The organism is Spirulina sp. CCNP1310 (assembly GCF_034932185.1).
Taxonomy (GTDB): domain Bacteria; phylum Cyanobacteriota; class Cyanobacteriia; order Cyanobacteriales; family Spirulinaceae; genus Spirulina.
In genome coordinates this window covers 24,896-40,301 of the sequence record NZ_JAYGHW010000099.1, presented here as the reverse complement: position 1 = coordinate 40,301, position 15,406 = coordinate 24,896, and the positions used below count along the sequence as shown (strand labels likewise).

Sequence of the window (15,406 nt, the reverse complement as noted above, 5' to 3'; positions counted from 1 at the left end):
ATGGCTTTGTTTCGGATAAACTGGACTGTTCTCACCGCCTCGTCTATGGCGCTGAATTGCTGGGGCTTTCCGTAGGCTTTGAACTCTAGTACAATCATGGCTATATCCTAGCACACAATATAAGCCGTCTTTGCAGGACGGCGACTAAAGTCGCCGTGTCGTCTTTCATCCCCGCGCTAAAGCAACGTTGCTCTAAGACTCCCGCACTATTTTCGTAAGGGCGAAAATTTTCTGTGCCTCCGGCAGGCTTAAGCCAACGCCCCTAATGGTTTCGCCTTATCCCTTTATCTCTACAAATAATGAGAGACTAAACCGGATTTGATCACAAGTTGACCGTGTTTGCGAAATTTAGCCTTGAGGTTTTGGATGTCGGTTCTGGCTAGTTTGCAGCCAGTACAGGCGATAATCCCGGTAATGTCGTGGTTTTGTGTGGATGAGCAAGCTTGGTAAATATATTCAAGGGTTGCGATAATTTGCTTGAAGGCCTGTTCGATCTTTTTCCCCTTTAGCTCAATGAAAATCAGTTTTTGATGGGGGACAATGACGAGGCGATCGCACCGCATTTGTTGATTCCCCTGAATGACACAGCCATCAATTTCAACAATTTTGATCGTTATACCCTGGGGATTCTCAAGCAGGACTTCACTTTTAGAGTTTTTAGACCGTGGATCTTTAATCGTAATTTTTCGCTTCCGTGTTTCTTCGGTGCAATTGGGAAAATCCATGATTACCCGATCTCCAGTAAGCCATCAAACTGAATCGCAAGTTCCTCAGAAACGGCATCAATAATTTCTGCATCAATCAAGCCTGTATCTTCCAGGATAATCGATTCTGCTGTACCATTGGCGATTTGATAAACAGCGATTTCTTGGGGATCAATAAACTGTGACTCTGGCACCAATTGGGTAATTTTTGCTAACGTTTCAGGAGAAGCCCCTTGGGCTAAAATACCTGCCTGTAATAAATTATTAAATGCTGTTAGAATATAGGGGCTATGGGTTGTAATTACAAACTGTAACCTTGATCTATCAGCGTTATAGACTGTAGCTATTAAATTGACAATATCTCGCTGAGAACTGGGAAATAAATGGGCTTCAGGTTCTTCAATATAGATAGATCGTCCCATTAATCCTTTTTGCAAAAATGGCAAACTTTCCAAAATTAGTGTTAAAGGGAGGGCTTCCTGTTGACCCGATGAACAATGAATTAGTTGTACCCTACGACCATCATTCATTTGGATATAATCAATATTTTTTTCACGATCTTTAAAATATTCACCTTGTAAAACTCTTTTTTTGATCGCATTAATTGCTGACACTCTTTTTAACTCAGAATTATTTTTTTGGATAATTCTTTGATGTCAATTGTTCTCATAGTTGGATGGGATTTTTTTAATTGTTCATAATAACCACCAAATTCAATCAAAAAAGGATCAATGTTGTTATTTTCTGATAAAAAACCAAAAATACTATTTCTAAGTGTTGCAAAAAATGACCGTCCTGCTGGAATAAATAATTGCCAAAATGAAGGAACCGAACCCAACTGATCAATAACATCATTTAAAAATCTTTGACGAATATCATGCATAACTCTGAATTGTGAAACTACTGATTGACTATAAGTCAATTCAGGAAATTGGGTTGCTATTTTCCTAACTTTCGTCAAGTGTTTAAGATAAAAATCAGAGTACTTGATTTTTATCTTTTCAGTTCTAGATTTTTCCTTGTTACTCTTGCTAATTTCAATTGATTCATCGCCAATGATATACTTGATTGAAAAATCATGATTTCCCCATGAATCACGCGGAAAATAAGTTTCAAACTTATTCTTTAGCTCTCGATCTAAATCTCGTTTATTTTTCAGGTTTATTCCTTGATTAATAATTTCTCTGATAAATTGCTTACAGTAAAATAAAAGCTTTGCAATGACACTTTTTCCGCTGGCTTGCGGGCCAATGAAAATATTGATTTTTTTCACATCAATTTCGAGGCTTTTAATGCCAGCAAAATTGTGAATAATGAGTTTTTCATCAGACATAAAAATATTTTATAAACTAGCTTGATTTGCATTGTACAGCATTTCTAAGTAACTCTGTGCTACAGAAAACCAGCCCCCCCGATCAATCTTAACCCTCGATCAGGTTGGGATGGCCACAGAGTCCCTATCCCGATGCCTTCTATGGCCAAAGCGTCAACTTTGGCCATAGAAGGCGGTTGTTTGTGATATAACGGTACATCTAAACCCCCTCTGTCTATGGTTCATATCAAGCGCGTTGAACTGTCTCACTTCAAATCCTTTGGCGGCACAACCAGTGTTCCCTTTTTGAATGGGTTTACCGTTGTCTCCGGCCCCAATGGGTCGGGGAAGTCGAATATTCTCGACGCGCTACTGTTTTGTTTGGGATTGGCCAGTTCTAAGGGGATGCGGGCCGAACGCCTCCCGGATTTGGTCAATCATAACCAGCAAAATAGCAAAACTACCACTGATGTGAGCGTTTCGGTGACGTTTGACCTCTCAGATTGGCAAGATTCAGATCATTTTGGTGAGGCGGAGACGGCGGCGGAAAAGGCCGAGACAGCAGCGGCTTTGGGAGATTTAACCCCGGAATGGACGGTGACGCGACGGCTACGGGTGACGAAAAGCGGTAGCTATTCCTCCCAATACTTCATCAACGACGAACCCTGTAATGCCACGGATTTACACACCCAATTGCGCCGACTGCGAATCTACCCCGAAGGTTACAACATTGTGCTGCAAGGGGATGTGACCCGGATTATTACGATGAATGGCCGGGAACGGCGACAGATTATTGATGAATTAGCCGGTGTGGCGGAATTCGATCGCAAGATTGAGCAAGTGCGCTCCACCCTGGAGGAGGTGCGGGAGCGGGAGGAGCGGTTTCGGCTCATTGAAACGGAGTTGCAGCGGGGGTTGACTAAATTGGCGGGCGATCGCCGCAAAGCTGAACAATACCACACCCTCCGCCAACAGATCCAAACCTGGCAACAGTGGGAACAGGTGCTAACCACCCGCGCCCTCAAACAACAGTTACAAACTCAACAACGGCAATATGATCAGGGTGTTGCCCAACTGGCCCAATGGGCGGAACAGTTAGCAGCCCTCGCCTCAGATCTCGCAACGGTGCAAGGGGAATGCGATCGCCTCCAACAACAAGTCCAAGCTTTAGGGGAAGATCAACACATCGCCCTCAATGGCCAACTCACCACCCAACGCCTCGAAGCCCAACAGGCTGATCAACAGGCCGCCCAACTCACCCAAACCCTCACCATCAGCCGTCAGCGGCAACAAGCACTGAGCCTTGAAATTGCTGAATTGCAACAGCGGTTTGCTGAAATCAACCAAACCCAGGCCCACCTTGAAGGGGAGACTTGGCAACAACAGCAACAGGCCCTTACCCTGGCCCAGGAGGAATTGAGCCAGTTGCGGGGTAGGGCGGAGGCGATCGCCGCCCAATCCCAAGCTTGGGTACAACAACAAACCGCCCTCACCCAACAGATCACCGCCCTACAAAATACCCTCAACCCCCAACGCACCGAACAGGCTCAACTCAGCGAACGCCTCGCCCGCGCCCAACAAACCCAAGGGGAACAGGAAGCCCAACGCATTGCCATTGTTGCCGAATTGAAGGCCTTGGGGGAATCCCCCCCCGATCTCGCCCCCCTCGAAGCCCACATTCAAGAACTGGTGGGCCACTATGCCCAAACTGAAGCAGAACTCAAACTCACCGAGGAGACCGCCACCCGATTACGAACCGAACAGCGCGATCGCACCCGCCAACTGGATAAGCTCGAAGCCAAGGCCAACGCTCAAAAAGAAGCCCAAGGAACCTATGCCAGCCAGGTGATCCTGACCGCAAACCTACCCGGCATTTGTGGGTTAGTGGCTCAGTTGGGTCAGGTCGAACCCGCCTATCATATTGCTTTGGAAACAGCGGCAGGGGGGAGGTTAGGCAATATTGTTGTTGAGGATGACCAGGTGGCCGCCCAAGCCATTGAATTGTTGAAACGGGAAAAAGCTGGCCGCGCCACGTTTCTCCCCCTCAATAAAATTCGCCCCCCCAGTAGTCAAAGCATCGGCAATCTCCGCAATGCCACCGGCTTCATCGACTATGCTGTGAAATTGGTCAGTTGCGAACCCCGCTACCGCCCGATTTTTGCCTATGTTTTTGGCAATACCGCCGTTTTTGAAAACTTGCAAACTGCCCGGCCTTTCTTAGGCCGGAGCCGTATCGTTACGTTAGAGGGGGAATTGCTGGAAACCAGTGGGGCATTATCGGGGGGAAGTCGGGCCAGTCGGGGAACGCTTCAGTTTGGCACGGTGGCCACGGGGGAATCGGCGGAATTGCAACAGTTGCGAGAACGGTTAGCAGATCTTGAGGATGTCTTGCAGGGTTGTGAGCGGACGTTAACCCAGAAGCGCGATCGCCTCACTCAATGGGGCCAAGAATTAAGCACAGCCCGCCAAGCCTTGGCAACGGCGCAACTCCGCCGCGAGCAATGGCAACGGGAGGGCGATCGCCTCCGTCAGCAACAGGAACAGTTAACGCTGCAAATTAGCCAAACCCAAGCGGCCCAAGGGGAAGCCGCCACCCGTTTAGCGGAATTGGCCGAAACCATGCCCATTGCTGAATCAGAATTGCAACAATTGCAGGCGCAACTCGCCCAACTGGAAACCGCCCAAACCGCCCAAGCTTGGCAGGACATTCAACAACAGATCCGCAATACCGAAACCCGCATCACTCAAGCTCAAACCGCTATCCGGGAAACCGAAGCGCAACTGTTGGCCTTGGAAACTGAGGCGTTGCGGTTGCAGGAGCGGCGAGAAACAGCCCAAGACCGCTATCACCATGAACAGGCAGCACAGGCCACCGCTGAGGGGCAATTACTCGAAGTTCAACAGCAGCAAGGACAGTTAACCGATGCCATGGCAGCAACGACAGCGGCATTAGCAACATTGGATGAACAATTGGGACGGGTTAAGGGAGAGCGCGATCGCACTCTTGCCCGTCTCCAAACCCTCCAAAAACGGCAACAATCCCTCCATTGGGAGCAGGAAAAATTAGCCAGCCAACAGGGGGAAAGGCAGGAGGCGATCGCCCAACTCCAGCAGGAAATCGCCGCCCACCCCCTCCCCGATCCCCTCCCTGAAGTCCCCGATCTCGTCAGCCATGAGGGGGATCAAACCCTCACCTTTGCCACCTACACCGACCAACTCACCCACCTTCAGGCGCAGATCCACACCGCCCAACGCCGTTTAGAAGCCATGGAGCCGGTGAATATGTTGGCCTTGACCGAATATGAGCAAACCGAAGCCCGGTTAACGGAACTCTCCGAAAAACTCACCACCCTCGCCGCCGAACGCACCGAACTCCTGTTAAGGATTGAAACCTTTACCACCCTACGCCTGAGAGCCTTTCAGGAATCCTTCGATGCTGTCAATGCCAACTTTCAAACCATTTTCGCCACCCTCTCCGAAGGCGACGGCTACCTTAAATTGGAAAATGCCAGCGACCCCTTCAGCGGCGGATTAAACCTTGTCGCCCACCCCAAAGGCAAACCCGTTCAACGCCTCAGTTCCATGTCCGGCGGTGGAAAATCCCTCACCGCCCTCAGCTTCATCTTTGCCCTCCAACGCTACCGCCCCTCCCCCTTCTATGCCTTCGATGAAGTGGATATGTTCCTTGATGGGGCAAACGTGGAGCGATTAGCTAGAATGATTAAAAGTCAGGCGGAGCAAGCCCAGTTCATTGTCGTCAGTTTGCGCCGCCCGATGATTGAATCTGCCCAGCGTACCATCGGCGTAACCCAAGCTAGGGGAGCCTATACCCAGGTTTTGGGGATTAAATTGTGAAGATTGCGGTAATATTTTCTGAATTAACAGGGGTACACTGTTAAGAATTATCTCTTTTCCTGCGTACCATCCAAGGCTCGAACTACAAAACACAATGACAACCGACACCATTCGTCTTCGCTCTGAATTCATCAACACTAAGGTGATCACCAATGACTCGGCTCGACAGTTGGGAGTCGTGAAAAATCTGTTGGTGGATATTGATCGCCGGGAAGTGGTGGCGTTGGGTCTACGGGATAACCTGCTGGCCATGACGGGGATGCCTAAATATATGTACCTCAGCAGCATTGAGCGGGCGGGGGATGTGCTTCTGGTTCCCAATGAGGATGTGATTGAAGAGGTGGATGCAGAGGCCTACAGCAATTTAGTGAACTGCGAAGTGATTACCGAGGTGGGGGAATTGCTGGGGCGGGTACGGGATTTTCAATTTAGTGTCGAAGATGGCCAGGTGGTATCGCTGATTATCGCCTCCATTGGCCTGCCGATGATTCCGGAGCAGGTTTTGAGTACCTACGAGTTGCCTGTCGAGGAAATTGTCAGCACCGGCCCCAATCGGATCATTGTCTTTGAAGGGTCTGAGGAACGGTTGAAACAGATCACCGTCGGCTTGTTGGAGCGGGTCGGCATTGGTCGCGCCCCTTGGGAGCGAGACGAAGAAGACCCCTACTACACCCCCACGGCCCGGCCCGAAAATCAATTAGGCACAGGCATTCCGGTCAATGCGCGGCCCGTGGCTCCCCCCTTAGAGCGGCCCTATGAACCGGCTTGGGATGAGGATGAATGGGCAGAATCCCAGCCGCGATCGCTCCCCAAACGCCAAGCGAAAGCGGTGCGCTATGAAGACGACTACGAAGGGGAATCCAACTGGAGTGAACCCCGTCGCCCTCCCCAGCGGGCGGCGATCGAGCGAGAACCCGCCTATGATCCCATTGAAAATGATGTTTGGGATGATGAGCCTGAACCTTATCAAGCCCCGCCGGTCAACATTCCCGAAAAACGCCCCGAATACGACGAGTATTAAGGGGAAATCTGCTGGGAGAGATTGATTGGGTGTGGGGGCGAAAAATTTTTCGCCCCTACTCCTTTGGTTCAATTCCCAAGGCCCGTAACTGGGCCGCTAACCGTTCCGCCCGTTGATATTCCGTTTCCGCCCGTTGTCGCTGGGCTTCCATTTGGGCCTCCAGTTCCAACGTCGTGAGAAATTTTTCCCCATCGGGACGATAGAGGGCGAGGCTTTCCGCTGTCAGTTCAAAACGGATGCCCAAGCAAGGGCTAATCCAATCGGCAATCTGATCAACGGGGGTTAACAGGCCATTAACCCGAATAAATCCACAGAGATCATTTTCCTCAGGATCATAAAGATAATATTCCTCAACGCCGTAGGTGTTATAAAATTCCTGCTTTTTCGCCATTTCCTGCAAGCGGTTCCTCGGTGAGAGGATTTCAAAAACGACTTGGGGGGCAATATTTCCCTCCCGCCATTGCTGATAGGAGCCGCGATGCCCCTTAGGCCGGCCAAAAACCACCAAAACATCCGGCGCAACCCGCAGATCTGGCCGTCCTTCTACGGGATACCACAACAGATCCCCAGCCACAAAAATCTGATTATAAGGGGCAAACCAGCGTTCTAGATTTTCTTTCAGGAAAACGATCCATTGGAATTGGCGGGTATTGTCTGCCATGGGTTGGCCATCATAATCAGGGTAAATGAGACTGCGTTCAGCGGAAAGGGTCATCGCAACTTGGGGAATAACGCTTGATTCCTATTCTACTCTTCCAAATCGGCGGGGGTGTTGCAGTTGTGGAAATGGGATAGATCGGCCTCCTCAATCCCTAATGCTTGCACCTCAATTGCGTTGAAAAAACCCTGGAGCGATCGCCCCCCTTGGTCTAAATATGCCCCTAATTTTGGCCCCAAATCCCCCCGATAAAAACCGCATAAGGGTTCCCACCGTTCCCCCCAACGGGGGATCAACGCCTGGGTATGGGGCGATAAATCGGCCAATTTTTCCCGCCAACGGATCAGCATTCCAGAATCCAAACAGGGTAAATCGCAAGCCACCACCAGCAACCAAGGGGCTTGAATTTGAGCTAATCCCTGAGCAATGGCAAAAGCTGGCCCCTGGTGGGGTTCTAATTCTTGTAACCTTTGGCAAGCGGGGGGCAAAATCTCGCAGTAGCGTTCCGGCCAAGGGGTGAGAAGGGAAACTTGCGTCACCACAGGGGCGATCGCCTCATAAACCCGCAAGATCAAGGGAACCCCCTGCCACCGTTTGAGGGCCTTATCCGACCCCATGCGGGAACTCTTTCCCCCCGCCAAAATTAACCCCGCTACCAATGCGATCGCCCCCAAAATTCACCCCCTCAAACTGCTATGATCCGGGCAAGAAACTCGCCCTTTAACGCTCTATGGTACAAGTTGAATTTCTCCCCGATGGTGTCACCACCACAGCCGAACCCGGTGAACCGATATTAGCTGTAGCAGCCCGGGCCGGCATTACGATTCCCACCGGCTGCTTAATGGGGTCTTGCCATGCCTGCGAGGTGGAATTAGCCGACGGTACATCAATTTGTGCCTGTATTTCCTCAATTCCCGCCGGTCAGCCGGTGGTGACGATTAATCTTTATACCGATCCCCTGTGGTAATCAGGAATTCCCCCATGAAAGTAGGGGCGAAAAATTTTTCGCCCCCACACCCATTAATGCAACAACTAGATACCGAATCTCTAAGCCCCTACAGCTTCCTTGGCGGCGTACATCACCTCTAGGCTGATTTCCGTGAGGTTGCGATCGCGGGCGAATTTCTCCGTATTCCGCTTCACTTTCCCCCGCACAAAACCAGGAACTTTATTTAATTCTCCTTGGGCTTCCTTCGTCCAATTCAGATCAGAACCGGCAGAAATCCCTTTTGTAATCACCTCTTTCGTATCGTGACCGCCAAAGATTTCTAACAAATGATCTTCCATGCCCAACGTGAAGGAATTGTAAACCAAATCCGCCAGTTGATTTGTGCCTTCATAACCCAAGAACGGACGATAACCAATGGGGAAATCTTGGATATGGATCGGGGCGGCAATCACACCACAGGGAATATTGAGCCGTTTACCCACATGACGCTCCATTTGTGTACCGAAAATTGCCGCCGGTTCTAAACGGGCGATCGCATCCCCAATTTCCGCATTATCCTCACTAATTAACACCTCATCGCAATATTCACTCACTTCAGTGCGGAACCAATCCGCATCATACTTGCAATAGGTTCCCGCCAAAACCACATGAATCCCCATCTCACGGGTGAGAATTTTCGTCATCGCTGCTGCATGGGTATTATCCCCAAACACCACCGCTTTTTTACCCGTTAAATTCTGGCAATCAATGGAGCGGGAAAACCAAGCCGCTTGGGAAACGTAGAGGGTTTGCTCTTTAATAAACGCCTCATAATCCACATTCGCCCCTTGGTCATTGAGGACAGTTTGAATTTGCCGAATACAGCGGGCCGTTTCCACCACCCCCATCGGGGTAATATCCACCATCGGCGTACCAAATTCCTGGGCCAAATATTGCGCCGCCATCCCCCCCACTTCCCGATAGGGAACGAGGTTAAACCAAGCCTTGGGCAGTTTTTTCAACTCCTCCACCATTGCCCCTTCCGGCACAACAGTATTGACGATAATTCCCAAATCCGCCATCAACCGTTTTAATTCTGTACAATCGTGGCGATTATGGAAACCGAGGGTCGTCATCCCTAAAATATTGACCGAAGGTTGCTCGGTTTTGGTGGTATCGAGATCCCCTTGTTTGCGGGCTTTGGCAATGTAATATTCAACGATTTGTTGGAGGGTGCGATCGCTCGCCTGCAACTCATTAACCCGGTAGTGATTGACATCCGCCAGCATCACATCACATTGAGCATCCATCTGGGCGCGATCAACAAAATTTTGTAGATCCTCTTGCAAAATGCTGGATGTGCAGGTGGGGGTGAGGACAATTAAATCCGGGTGTTCTTCTTTATCCTTGCGGGTGATATTATCCACCACCTTTTCCTGAGAACCCCGCGCCAACACATTGCGATCCACGACACTAGCCGTCACGGGCGTAAAATTCCGTTCCCGCTCCAACATCGAGCGCATCACATTAAAATAATCATCCCCTAAGGGAGCGTGCATAATCGCATGAACATTTTTAAAGGAACTGGCAACCCGCAATGTGCCAATGTGGGCGGGGCCTGCATACATCCAATAAGCCAATTTCATCGACGATTAACCTCCAGGGCTAAGTAAAAATACTAGGGAAAGATTGAAGTTCCTTCAGCTACCGGCTTTTTATTCTCTCAGAAAGTCCAAGGCGATCGCCCCCAACTTTACATAATGTTTTCTTTCTTCACACCCGCCACGGCCAACCTTTCCCGTTACGCTCCCGAAACTGTCACGATCGCCCCCATCCCCATTACCCCCCTCGATAAGGTGAAGGCAAGTGAAACCCAGCCTGTGAGCTTGTGATGATGTCCTCAAAAATTCCCGTATCCTCCCGCATTTCTCCCCTGATCAGTGCGATCGCCTATCCCTTAGGTAATCAAGTTATCCTGCCCTATTACTTCAGCCAAATCAGGGTCATTGGCCAGGAAAATATCCCCAAAACCGGCCCGGTGATTCTTGCCCCCACCCATCGCTCCCGCTGGGATGCGCTGATCGTCGCCCATACCACTGGCAAAACTGTCACAGGCCGTTACCTGCGATTCATGGTTTCTGCGGATGAAATGCGGGGGGTGCAGGGGTGGTTTATTCGGCGTTTAGGGGGGTTCCCCGTGGATACCCACGCCCATCATCGCAAGTTAGCCAGTTTGGATCATACGGTCAACCTCTTACACCAAGGGGAAATGGTCGTCATTTTCCCAGAGGGGGATATTTTTCGGGAAGCGGGAATACAGCCGATTAAGCGGGGCGTGGCGATGGTTGCCCTGCAAGCCCAGGCCGAACGGGAGGCGCGGGGATGCGATCGCCCCGTGCAGATTGTCCCCGTCAGTTTGCAATATTCCCAAAAAATCCCCCGCCGAGGCAGTCAGGTGACGGTGAAAATCGGGGAGGCGATCGCCGTCAATCAATACCCTCAGCTATCCATCAAGGGCGCATCGAAGCAATTGACAAGGGATGTGGCGGGGGCCTTGGCGGCGTTGGTGGGAGAATAGAGAACGAATTTATTACCCCCCTTTTTAAGGGGGGCCGGGGGGATCGAACGGGCTGGGTTTAGCTGCTGACGTAGGGGTGTTGGCGTAAGCCTGCCGGAGGCACAAAAATTTTTCGCCCCCCACCCATCCATAGGAGAATCGAGATCATGCTCCTCTACTCCTCTATTTCGACAGCCTGTCGCTTGACTCAAGTATTCGCCCCCTTTCAAGATCAAACCATTCCTGATTTTTGGAGAACACACGATGCGTAAACTTTTAGTAACTCTGGCTTTGACGGTGTTGTTTCTACCCTTGCTCTGGCTGATGCCCGCCCAAGCCGCTGACTTGGGGGCTGGGGAAGCAATTTTTAAAGCCAACTGTGCCGCTTGCCACATGGGGGGCGGCAATGTGGTCAATGGAGCCAAAACCTTGAAGCAAGGGGATTTGGAAAAATGGGATATGGCCAGTGTTGCCGCGATTAAAAACCAAGTGATCAACGGTAAAGGCGCGATGCCCGGCTTTGGCGCTAAGTTCAACGCTGAACAAATTGAGAATGTGGCATCCTACGTTCTGGATCAAGCCAGCAAAGGCTGGTAAGGGACTGTGGTAGGGGCGAAAAATCTTTCGCCCCCACACCTCATGAATGCGATCGCCGCATTTCAGATCAATTCTACTTCCCTCTCCTCTGCTTCTCCCCCCATGGGGGCCTAAAATGGATTGCAGATGTATTGATGCAAGAATTCCATGATCACGCAATTTTTCTCCTTTGACGACGAGGGCGATCGCCATAACTCCTTTGAACTGCCAGGAGCCAAACCCCACTACAACCCCGATCGCCCCGGCCAAGTGGAGCATATTGCCCTCGATCTCATCTTAGATATTCCGCAAAAATCCTTCAGCGGCACTTGCACGATCACGATCCGCCCGATCCGCTCCGGGATTACGCACCTCACCCTTGATGCAGTGGATTTGGAAATTCGGGGGGTAAAAGTGGGGCAATTTGCCCAACCCTTCGACTACAACGGCGAACGGTTAGCTATTGAACTGCTTCAACCCACCGGCTCCGATCCCTTTAATGTCAGCATCGACTACGCCGCCCACCAGCCCCAGCGCGGCCTCTACTTCATCGGCCCCGATGACCATTATCCCGATAAGCCCCTGCAAGTCTGGACACAGGGGGAAGATGAAGATTCCCGCTATTGGTTCCCCTGTTTTGATTATCCCGGTCAACTGGCCACCTCAGAAATCCGCGTCGAAGTCCCCCAACCCCTGCGGGCCATTTCCAATGGGGAATTGGTGGGAACGGAAAATTTAGGTCAAACAACCCGTTACCATTGGCATCAAAAACAGATCCATCCTACCTATTTAATGACTCTCGCCGTCGGGGATTTTGCCGAAATTGCCGACCAATGGCAAGACATCCCCGTTACTTACTATGTGGAAAAGGGCCAAGAAGCATCGGCCCGTTTAAGCATGGGTAAAACGCCTAAAATGATCGCTTTCTTAAGTGAAAAATACGGCTACCCCTATCCCTATCCTAAATATGCTCAGGTTTGCGTTGCTGATTTTATTTTTGGGGGCATGGAAAACACTTCCACAACCTTGTTAACAGATCGTTGCCTACTCGATGAACGGGCGATGCTCGATAATGAGCGCACGGAAAGTTTAGTCGTTCATGAATTGGCGCATCAATGGTTTGGGGATTTGGTAGTGATTAAGCATTGGTCCCATGCTTGGCTGAAAGAAGGGGCGGCTTCCTATTCTGAGGTGATTTGGACGGAACATGAATATGGCCCGGAGGCGGGAGCCTATTATTTGCTCAACGAAGCCCGCAGCTATCTCAGTGAGGATAGTTCCCGCTATCGTCGCCCCATTGTCACCCATATTTACCGTGAAGCCATTGAACTCTATGATCGCCATCTTTACGAAAAAGGGGCCTGTGTTTACCACATGATCCGGGGAATTTTGGGTGATGAATTATTTAATCGGGCGATCCATCGGTTTATTAATGACAATGCCCATAAAACCGTAGAAACGATTGATTTGCTCCGAGCCATTGAGCAGGCCACGGGGCGCAATTTAGCCTTTTTGTTTGATCAGTATGTGTTCCGGGGTGGCCATCCTGATTTTAAGGTGAGTTATAGCTGGGATAATGAGACGAAGTTAGCCAAAGTAACGGTGAAACAAACTCAGGCGAAAACTGATTCCACCGGCAGTGATAGCCAACTGTTTGATTTAGAGATTCCCATTGCCTTTGGTTCCGTTAATGATCAGGAACAGGTTTCTTTTCAATCCTTAACCGTCCGCCTTAATCAACCGGAACAGACCTTTTATTTCCCCCTCACCCAAAAACCCGATTTCTTTAGCTTCGATGTCTGCAATAGTTTTCTCAAAACCGTCAGTCTGGATTATCCTGTAGCGGCCCTGAAGCAACAGCTTAAATATGATCCCGATCCCGTGTCGCGCATCTATGCAGCGATCGCCCTCGCCAAAAAGGGCGGATTAGAGGCGATCGCCGCCCTCCAAACTGCCTTAACCACGGATCGCTTCTGGGGTGTGCGTTTGGAAGTGGCTAAACAGTTGAGCAAAATCAAGCTAGATCAAGCCGTGGATGCCCTCAGCACTGGCTTAGGGGATCAAGATGCGCGGGTGCGTCGGGCTGTGATTGAAAGTTTAGCGAAAATTAAAACCCTGAAAAGTTACGAGTTAGTCCTCGCGGTAGCGCGGGATGGTGATGCTAGCTATGGGGCAGAGGCCGCAGCATTGCGGAGTTTGGGCGGTATGGTGACGGGAATTTTGAAAACGAAACAAGAGGAGGCGATCGCCCTCTTTCGTTCCGTTTTAGCAACCCGCAGCGGTTGGAATGAGGTGGTGCGCTCCGGAGCCATTGGCGGCTTGAGCCAATTAAAAACCAACCCCGAAGCCGTGGCGTTAATCCTTGAATACACCCAACCCGGCACACCCCAAGCCCTGCGCTTGGCCGCCATCCGCGCCCTCGGAGCCGTCTCCACGGGCCAAACCCCCGACCAAGTGGAGCAGATCGCCCAGGAATTAGAGGCGATCGCCCAAGAATCCTTTTTCCTCACCCAAGTCGCCGCCAGTGGAGCCTTAGGACAAATGCAAACCCCAGAGGCGATCGCCATCCTCACCGCCTTAGCGGATCAAACCCCCGATGGCCGGGTGCGGCGCATGGCAGAAGAAGCGGTTAAGCGGGTACAGAAAAACCTAGGATCAGATCAAGCCCTCACCCAACTGCGAGAAGAATTGGAGCAGTTGAAAAAAGATAACCAAGACCTTAAAAGTCGCCTCGCCAAGTTGGAGGCTAAACCCTAACCCCTTGCCCTCATCCCCCAGCCCCTTCTCCCAAAAAGGGCGAAGGGGAGTCAGATCGGGTTGATTGCGCCTTTGTACTGACAAGCGAAATTATGGCCAACACCAAAAAACAACAGGATCATTGGGTCGGAACCTTCGGGGAAAAACGGGTACAACTGTGGTTAGAGGCTCAGGGGTGGCAAATCCTCGCCCAACGGTGGCGCTGTCCTTGGGGGGAATTGGATCTGATCGCCCAACCCCCTGGCCCGCCGGCCTTGGTGTTTATTGAAGTGAAAACCAGGTGCGATCCGCGACAGCGCACCCATCCCTCCTGGGATCACGAAGGCCTCACCGCCATCACGCCCCAAAAACAAACCAAACTCAGCGAAACCGCCGCCTGTTTCCTAGGAAAATTCCCCCATTACAGCCATTGGCCCTGTCGATTTGATCTCGCCCTCGTAACCTACCAAGGCCAGATCAAACCTGATCTCACCCCTCAAGAAATCACCCATCAATTCACCATCTACAACTACATCGAAGGCATCTTTTAACCCGCTCTGATTTTGACAATCCCCGTCGCTTTAGCGCGGGGATTCTCAACGTGAAGTTGGAAACGATGGATAAGGTGATTACCACAACGGCGATCGCCGTCACCGTCGCCAACGCCGCCCCCGCTACCTCGATTTTTGCCCAAGGGCCGGCCCAACTCAAAGCCGATGATGGTTGGTTAGATATCACCATTGTTGCCGCTAACAACTGGACAGGGGCGATCGCCGCCTCCCAACATCTACTACAGACCGCGATCCAGCACCGCCCCACCGAGCGAGATGACATTGGCTATCTCCAGGCCCAATGGGTGAAAATTACCACCAATCCCCCCCAAAAAGTCGTCTTAGATGGGGAAATGGTCGGAATGACCCCCATTGAGGTTTGTGGTGTTCCCCAAGGACTGAAAATTTATGTCCCGACGCAGCATCTTGATGAGCCAGTGGAAAAGTTAACCGGGTTGCCAAATTTGGAAATTGTCGAAAAATTCCCACAGCCGGAACAATCTTAGCG

General features: G+C 50.8%; 15 protein-coding genes. 9 read left to right on the top strand and 6 right to left on the bottom strand.

Annotated features, from left to right (window positions below):
* Positions 1-290 precede the first annotated feature (290 nt).
* The 3 genes from VB712_RS19080 to VB712_RS19070 are packed head-to-tail and all read right to left on the bottom strand — an operon-like array spanning position 291 to position 2,037.
* Positions 291-725, bottom strand: a complete 435-nt coding sequence (locus VB712_RS19080; protein WP_323257679.1) for a hypothetical protein — start codon at positions 723-725, stop codon at positions 291-293.
* Positions 726-727: 2 nt separating this feature from the next.
* The gene (locus tag VB712_RS19075; protein ID WP_323257677.1) at positions 728-1,318 is read right to left on the bottom strand and encodes an AAA family ATPase; all 591 of its coding nucleotides are present in this window, start codon (positions 1,316-1,318) and stop codon (positions 728-730) included.
* Between the two features lie 5 nt (positions 1,319-1,323).
* Positions 1,324-2,037: an AAA family ATPase gene (locus VB712_RS19070; RefSeq protein WP_323257675.1), complete on the bottom strand. Its 714-nt coding sequence runs from the start codon at positions 2,035-2,037 to the stop codon at positions 1,324-1,326.
* A 216-nt stretch (positions 2,038-2,253) separates the two neighbouring features.
* Here VB712_RS19070 and smc point away from each other — a divergent pair, with 216 nt between their 5' ends.
* Together smc and VB712_RS19060 are read left to right on the top strand one after the other, a co-directional pair.
* Positions 2,254-5,871: a chromosome segregation protein SMC gene (gene smc / locus VB712_RS19065; protein WP_323257673.1), complete on the top strand. Its 3,618-nt coding sequence runs from the start codon at positions 2,254-2,256 to the stop codon at positions 5,869-5,871.
* Between the two features lie 94 nt (positions 5,872-5,965).
* Positions 5,966-6,892: a PRC-barrel domain-containing protein gene (locus VB712_RS19060; protein ID WP_323257671.1), complete on the top strand. Its 927-nt coding sequence runs from the start codon at positions 5,966-5,968 to the stop codon at positions 6,890-6,892.
* Positions 6,893-6,947: 55 nt separating this feature from the next.
* Here the strand turns inward: VB712_RS19060 and VB712_RS19055 are convergent, their stop codons facing one another.
* Positions 6,948-7,607, bottom strand: coding sequence for a Uma2 family endonuclease (locus VB712_RS19055; protein WP_323257669.1), 660 nt, complete (start codon positions 7,605-7,607; stop codon positions 6,948-6,950).
* A gap of 32 nt (positions 7,608-7,639) precedes the next feature.
* Entirely contained in the window at positions 7,640-8,224 is a 585-nt protein-coding gene (locus tag VB712_RS19050; protein ID WP_323257667.1) for a molybdenum cofactor guanylyltransferase, read from the bottom strand.
* A 56-nt stretch (positions 8,225-8,280) separates the two neighbouring features.
* Here VB712_RS19050 and VB712_RS19045 point away from each other — a divergent pair, with 56 nt between their 5' ends.
* The gene (locus VB712_RS19045) at positions 8,281-8,517 is read left to right on the top strand and encodes a 2Fe-2S iron-sulfur cluster-binding protein (protein ID WP_323257665.1); all 237 of its coding nucleotides are present in this window, start codon (positions 8,281-8,283) and stop codon (positions 8,515-8,517) included.
* Positions 8,518-8,597: 80 nt separating this feature from the next.
* Here VB712_RS19045 and bchB read toward each other — a convergent pair whose 3' ends face one another.
* Complete coding sequence (bchB, locus tag VB712_RS19040; RefSeq protein WP_323257663.1) at positions 8,598-10,124, bottom strand: ferredoxin:protochlorophyllide reductase (ATP-dependent) subunit B; 1,527 nt, start codon at positions 10,122-10,124, stop codon at positions 8,598-8,600.
* Between the two features lie 114 nt (positions 10,125-10,238).
* Between bchB and VB712_RS19035 the strand changes: the two genes are divergently transcribed.
* The 6 genes from VB712_RS19035 (at position 10,239) to VB712_RS19010 (ending at position 15,404) form a co-directional block, all read left to right on the top strand.
* On the top strand, positions 10,239-10,370 hold the full coding sequence (locus tag VB712_RS19035; RefSeq protein ID WP_323257661.1) for a hypothetical protein: 132 nt from the start codon (positions 10,239-10,241) through the stop codon (positions 10,368-10,370).
* Positions 10,371-10,372: 2 nt separating this feature from the next.
* Complete coding sequence (locus VB712_RS19030) at positions 10,373-11,056, top strand: lysophospholipid acyltransferase family protein (protein WP_323257658.1); 684 nt, start codon at positions 10,373-10,375, stop codon at positions 11,054-11,056.
* A gap of 243 nt (positions 11,057-11,299) precedes the next feature.
* The gene (gene petJ, locus VB712_RS19025) at positions 11,300-11,632 is read left to right on the top strand and encodes a cytochrome c6 PetJ (protein WP_323257656.1); all 333 of its coding nucleotides are present in this window, start codon (positions 11,300-11,302) and stop codon (positions 11,630-11,632) included.
* Positions 11,633-11,779: 147 nt separating this feature from the next.
* Entirely contained in the window at positions 11,780-14,368 is a 2,589-nt protein-coding gene (locus VB712_RS19020) for a M1 family metallopeptidase (protein ID WP_323257654.1), read from the top strand.
* 92 nt (positions 14,369-14,460) lie between these two features.
* Positions 14,461-14,898, top strand: coding sequence for a YraN family protein (locus VB712_RS19015; protein ID WP_323257652.1), 438 nt, complete (start codon positions 14,461-14,463; stop codon positions 14,896-14,898).
* Positions 14,899-14,948: 50 nt separating this feature from the next.
* Positions 14,949-15,404 (top strand): hypothetical protein, encoded by a 456-nt coding sequence (locus VB712_RS19010; protein WP_323257650.1) that lies wholly within the window; start codon positions 14,949-14,951, stop codon positions 15,402-15,404.
* Positions 15,405-15,406 lie beyond the last annotated feature (2 nt).

Excerpts from the sequence above, each read along its gene's own strand:
- VB712_RS19060 (WP_323257671.1), top strand. The coding sequence starts at position 5,966 with ATGACAACCGACACCATTCGTCTTCGCTCTGAATTCATCAACACTAAG.
- petJ (WP_323257656.1), top strand. The coding sequence starts at position 11,300 with ATGCGTAAACTTTTAGTAACTCTGGCTTTGACGGTGTTGTTTCTACCC.
- VB712_RS19055 (WP_323257669.1), bottom strand. The coding sequence starts at position 7,607 with ATGACCCTTTCCGCTGAACGCAGTCTCATTTACCCTGATTATGATGGC.
- VB712_RS19015 (WP_323257652.1), top strand. The coding sequence starts at position 14,461 with ATGGCCAACACCAAAAAACAACAGGATCATTGGGTCGGAACCTTCGGG.
- VB712_RS19030 (WP_323257658.1), top strand. The coding sequence starts at position 10,373 with ATGTCCTCAAAAATTCCCGTATCCTCCCGCATTTCTCCCCTGATCAGT.
- VB712_RS19070 (WP_323257675.1), bottom strand. The coding sequence starts at position 2,037 with ATGTCTGATGAAAAACTCATTATTCACAATTTTGCTGGCATTAAAAGC.
- VB712_RS19080 (WP_323257679.1), bottom strand. The coding sequence starts at position 725 with ATGGATTTTCCCAATTGCACCGAAGAAACACGGAAGCGAAAAATTACG.
- VB712_RS19020 (WP_323257654.1), top strand. The coding sequence starts at position 11,780 with ATGATCACGCAATTTTTCTCCTTTGACGACGAGGGCGATCGCCATAAC.
- bchB (WP_323257663.1), bottom strand. The coding sequence starts at position 10,124 with ATGAAATTGGCTTATTGGATGTATGCAGGCCCCGCCCACATTGGCACA.
- VB712_RS19045 (WP_323257665.1), top strand. The coding sequence starts at position 8,281 with ATGGTACAAGTTGAATTTCTCCCCGATGGTGTCACCACCACAGCCGAA.
- smc (WP_323257673.1), top strand. The coding sequence starts at position 2,254 with ATGGTTCATATCAAGCGCGTTGAACTGTCTCACTTCAAATCCTTTGGC.
- VB712_RS19035 (WP_323257661.1), top strand. The coding sequence starts at position 10,239 with ATGTTTTCTTTCTTCACACCCGCCACGGCCAACCTTTCCCGTTACGCT.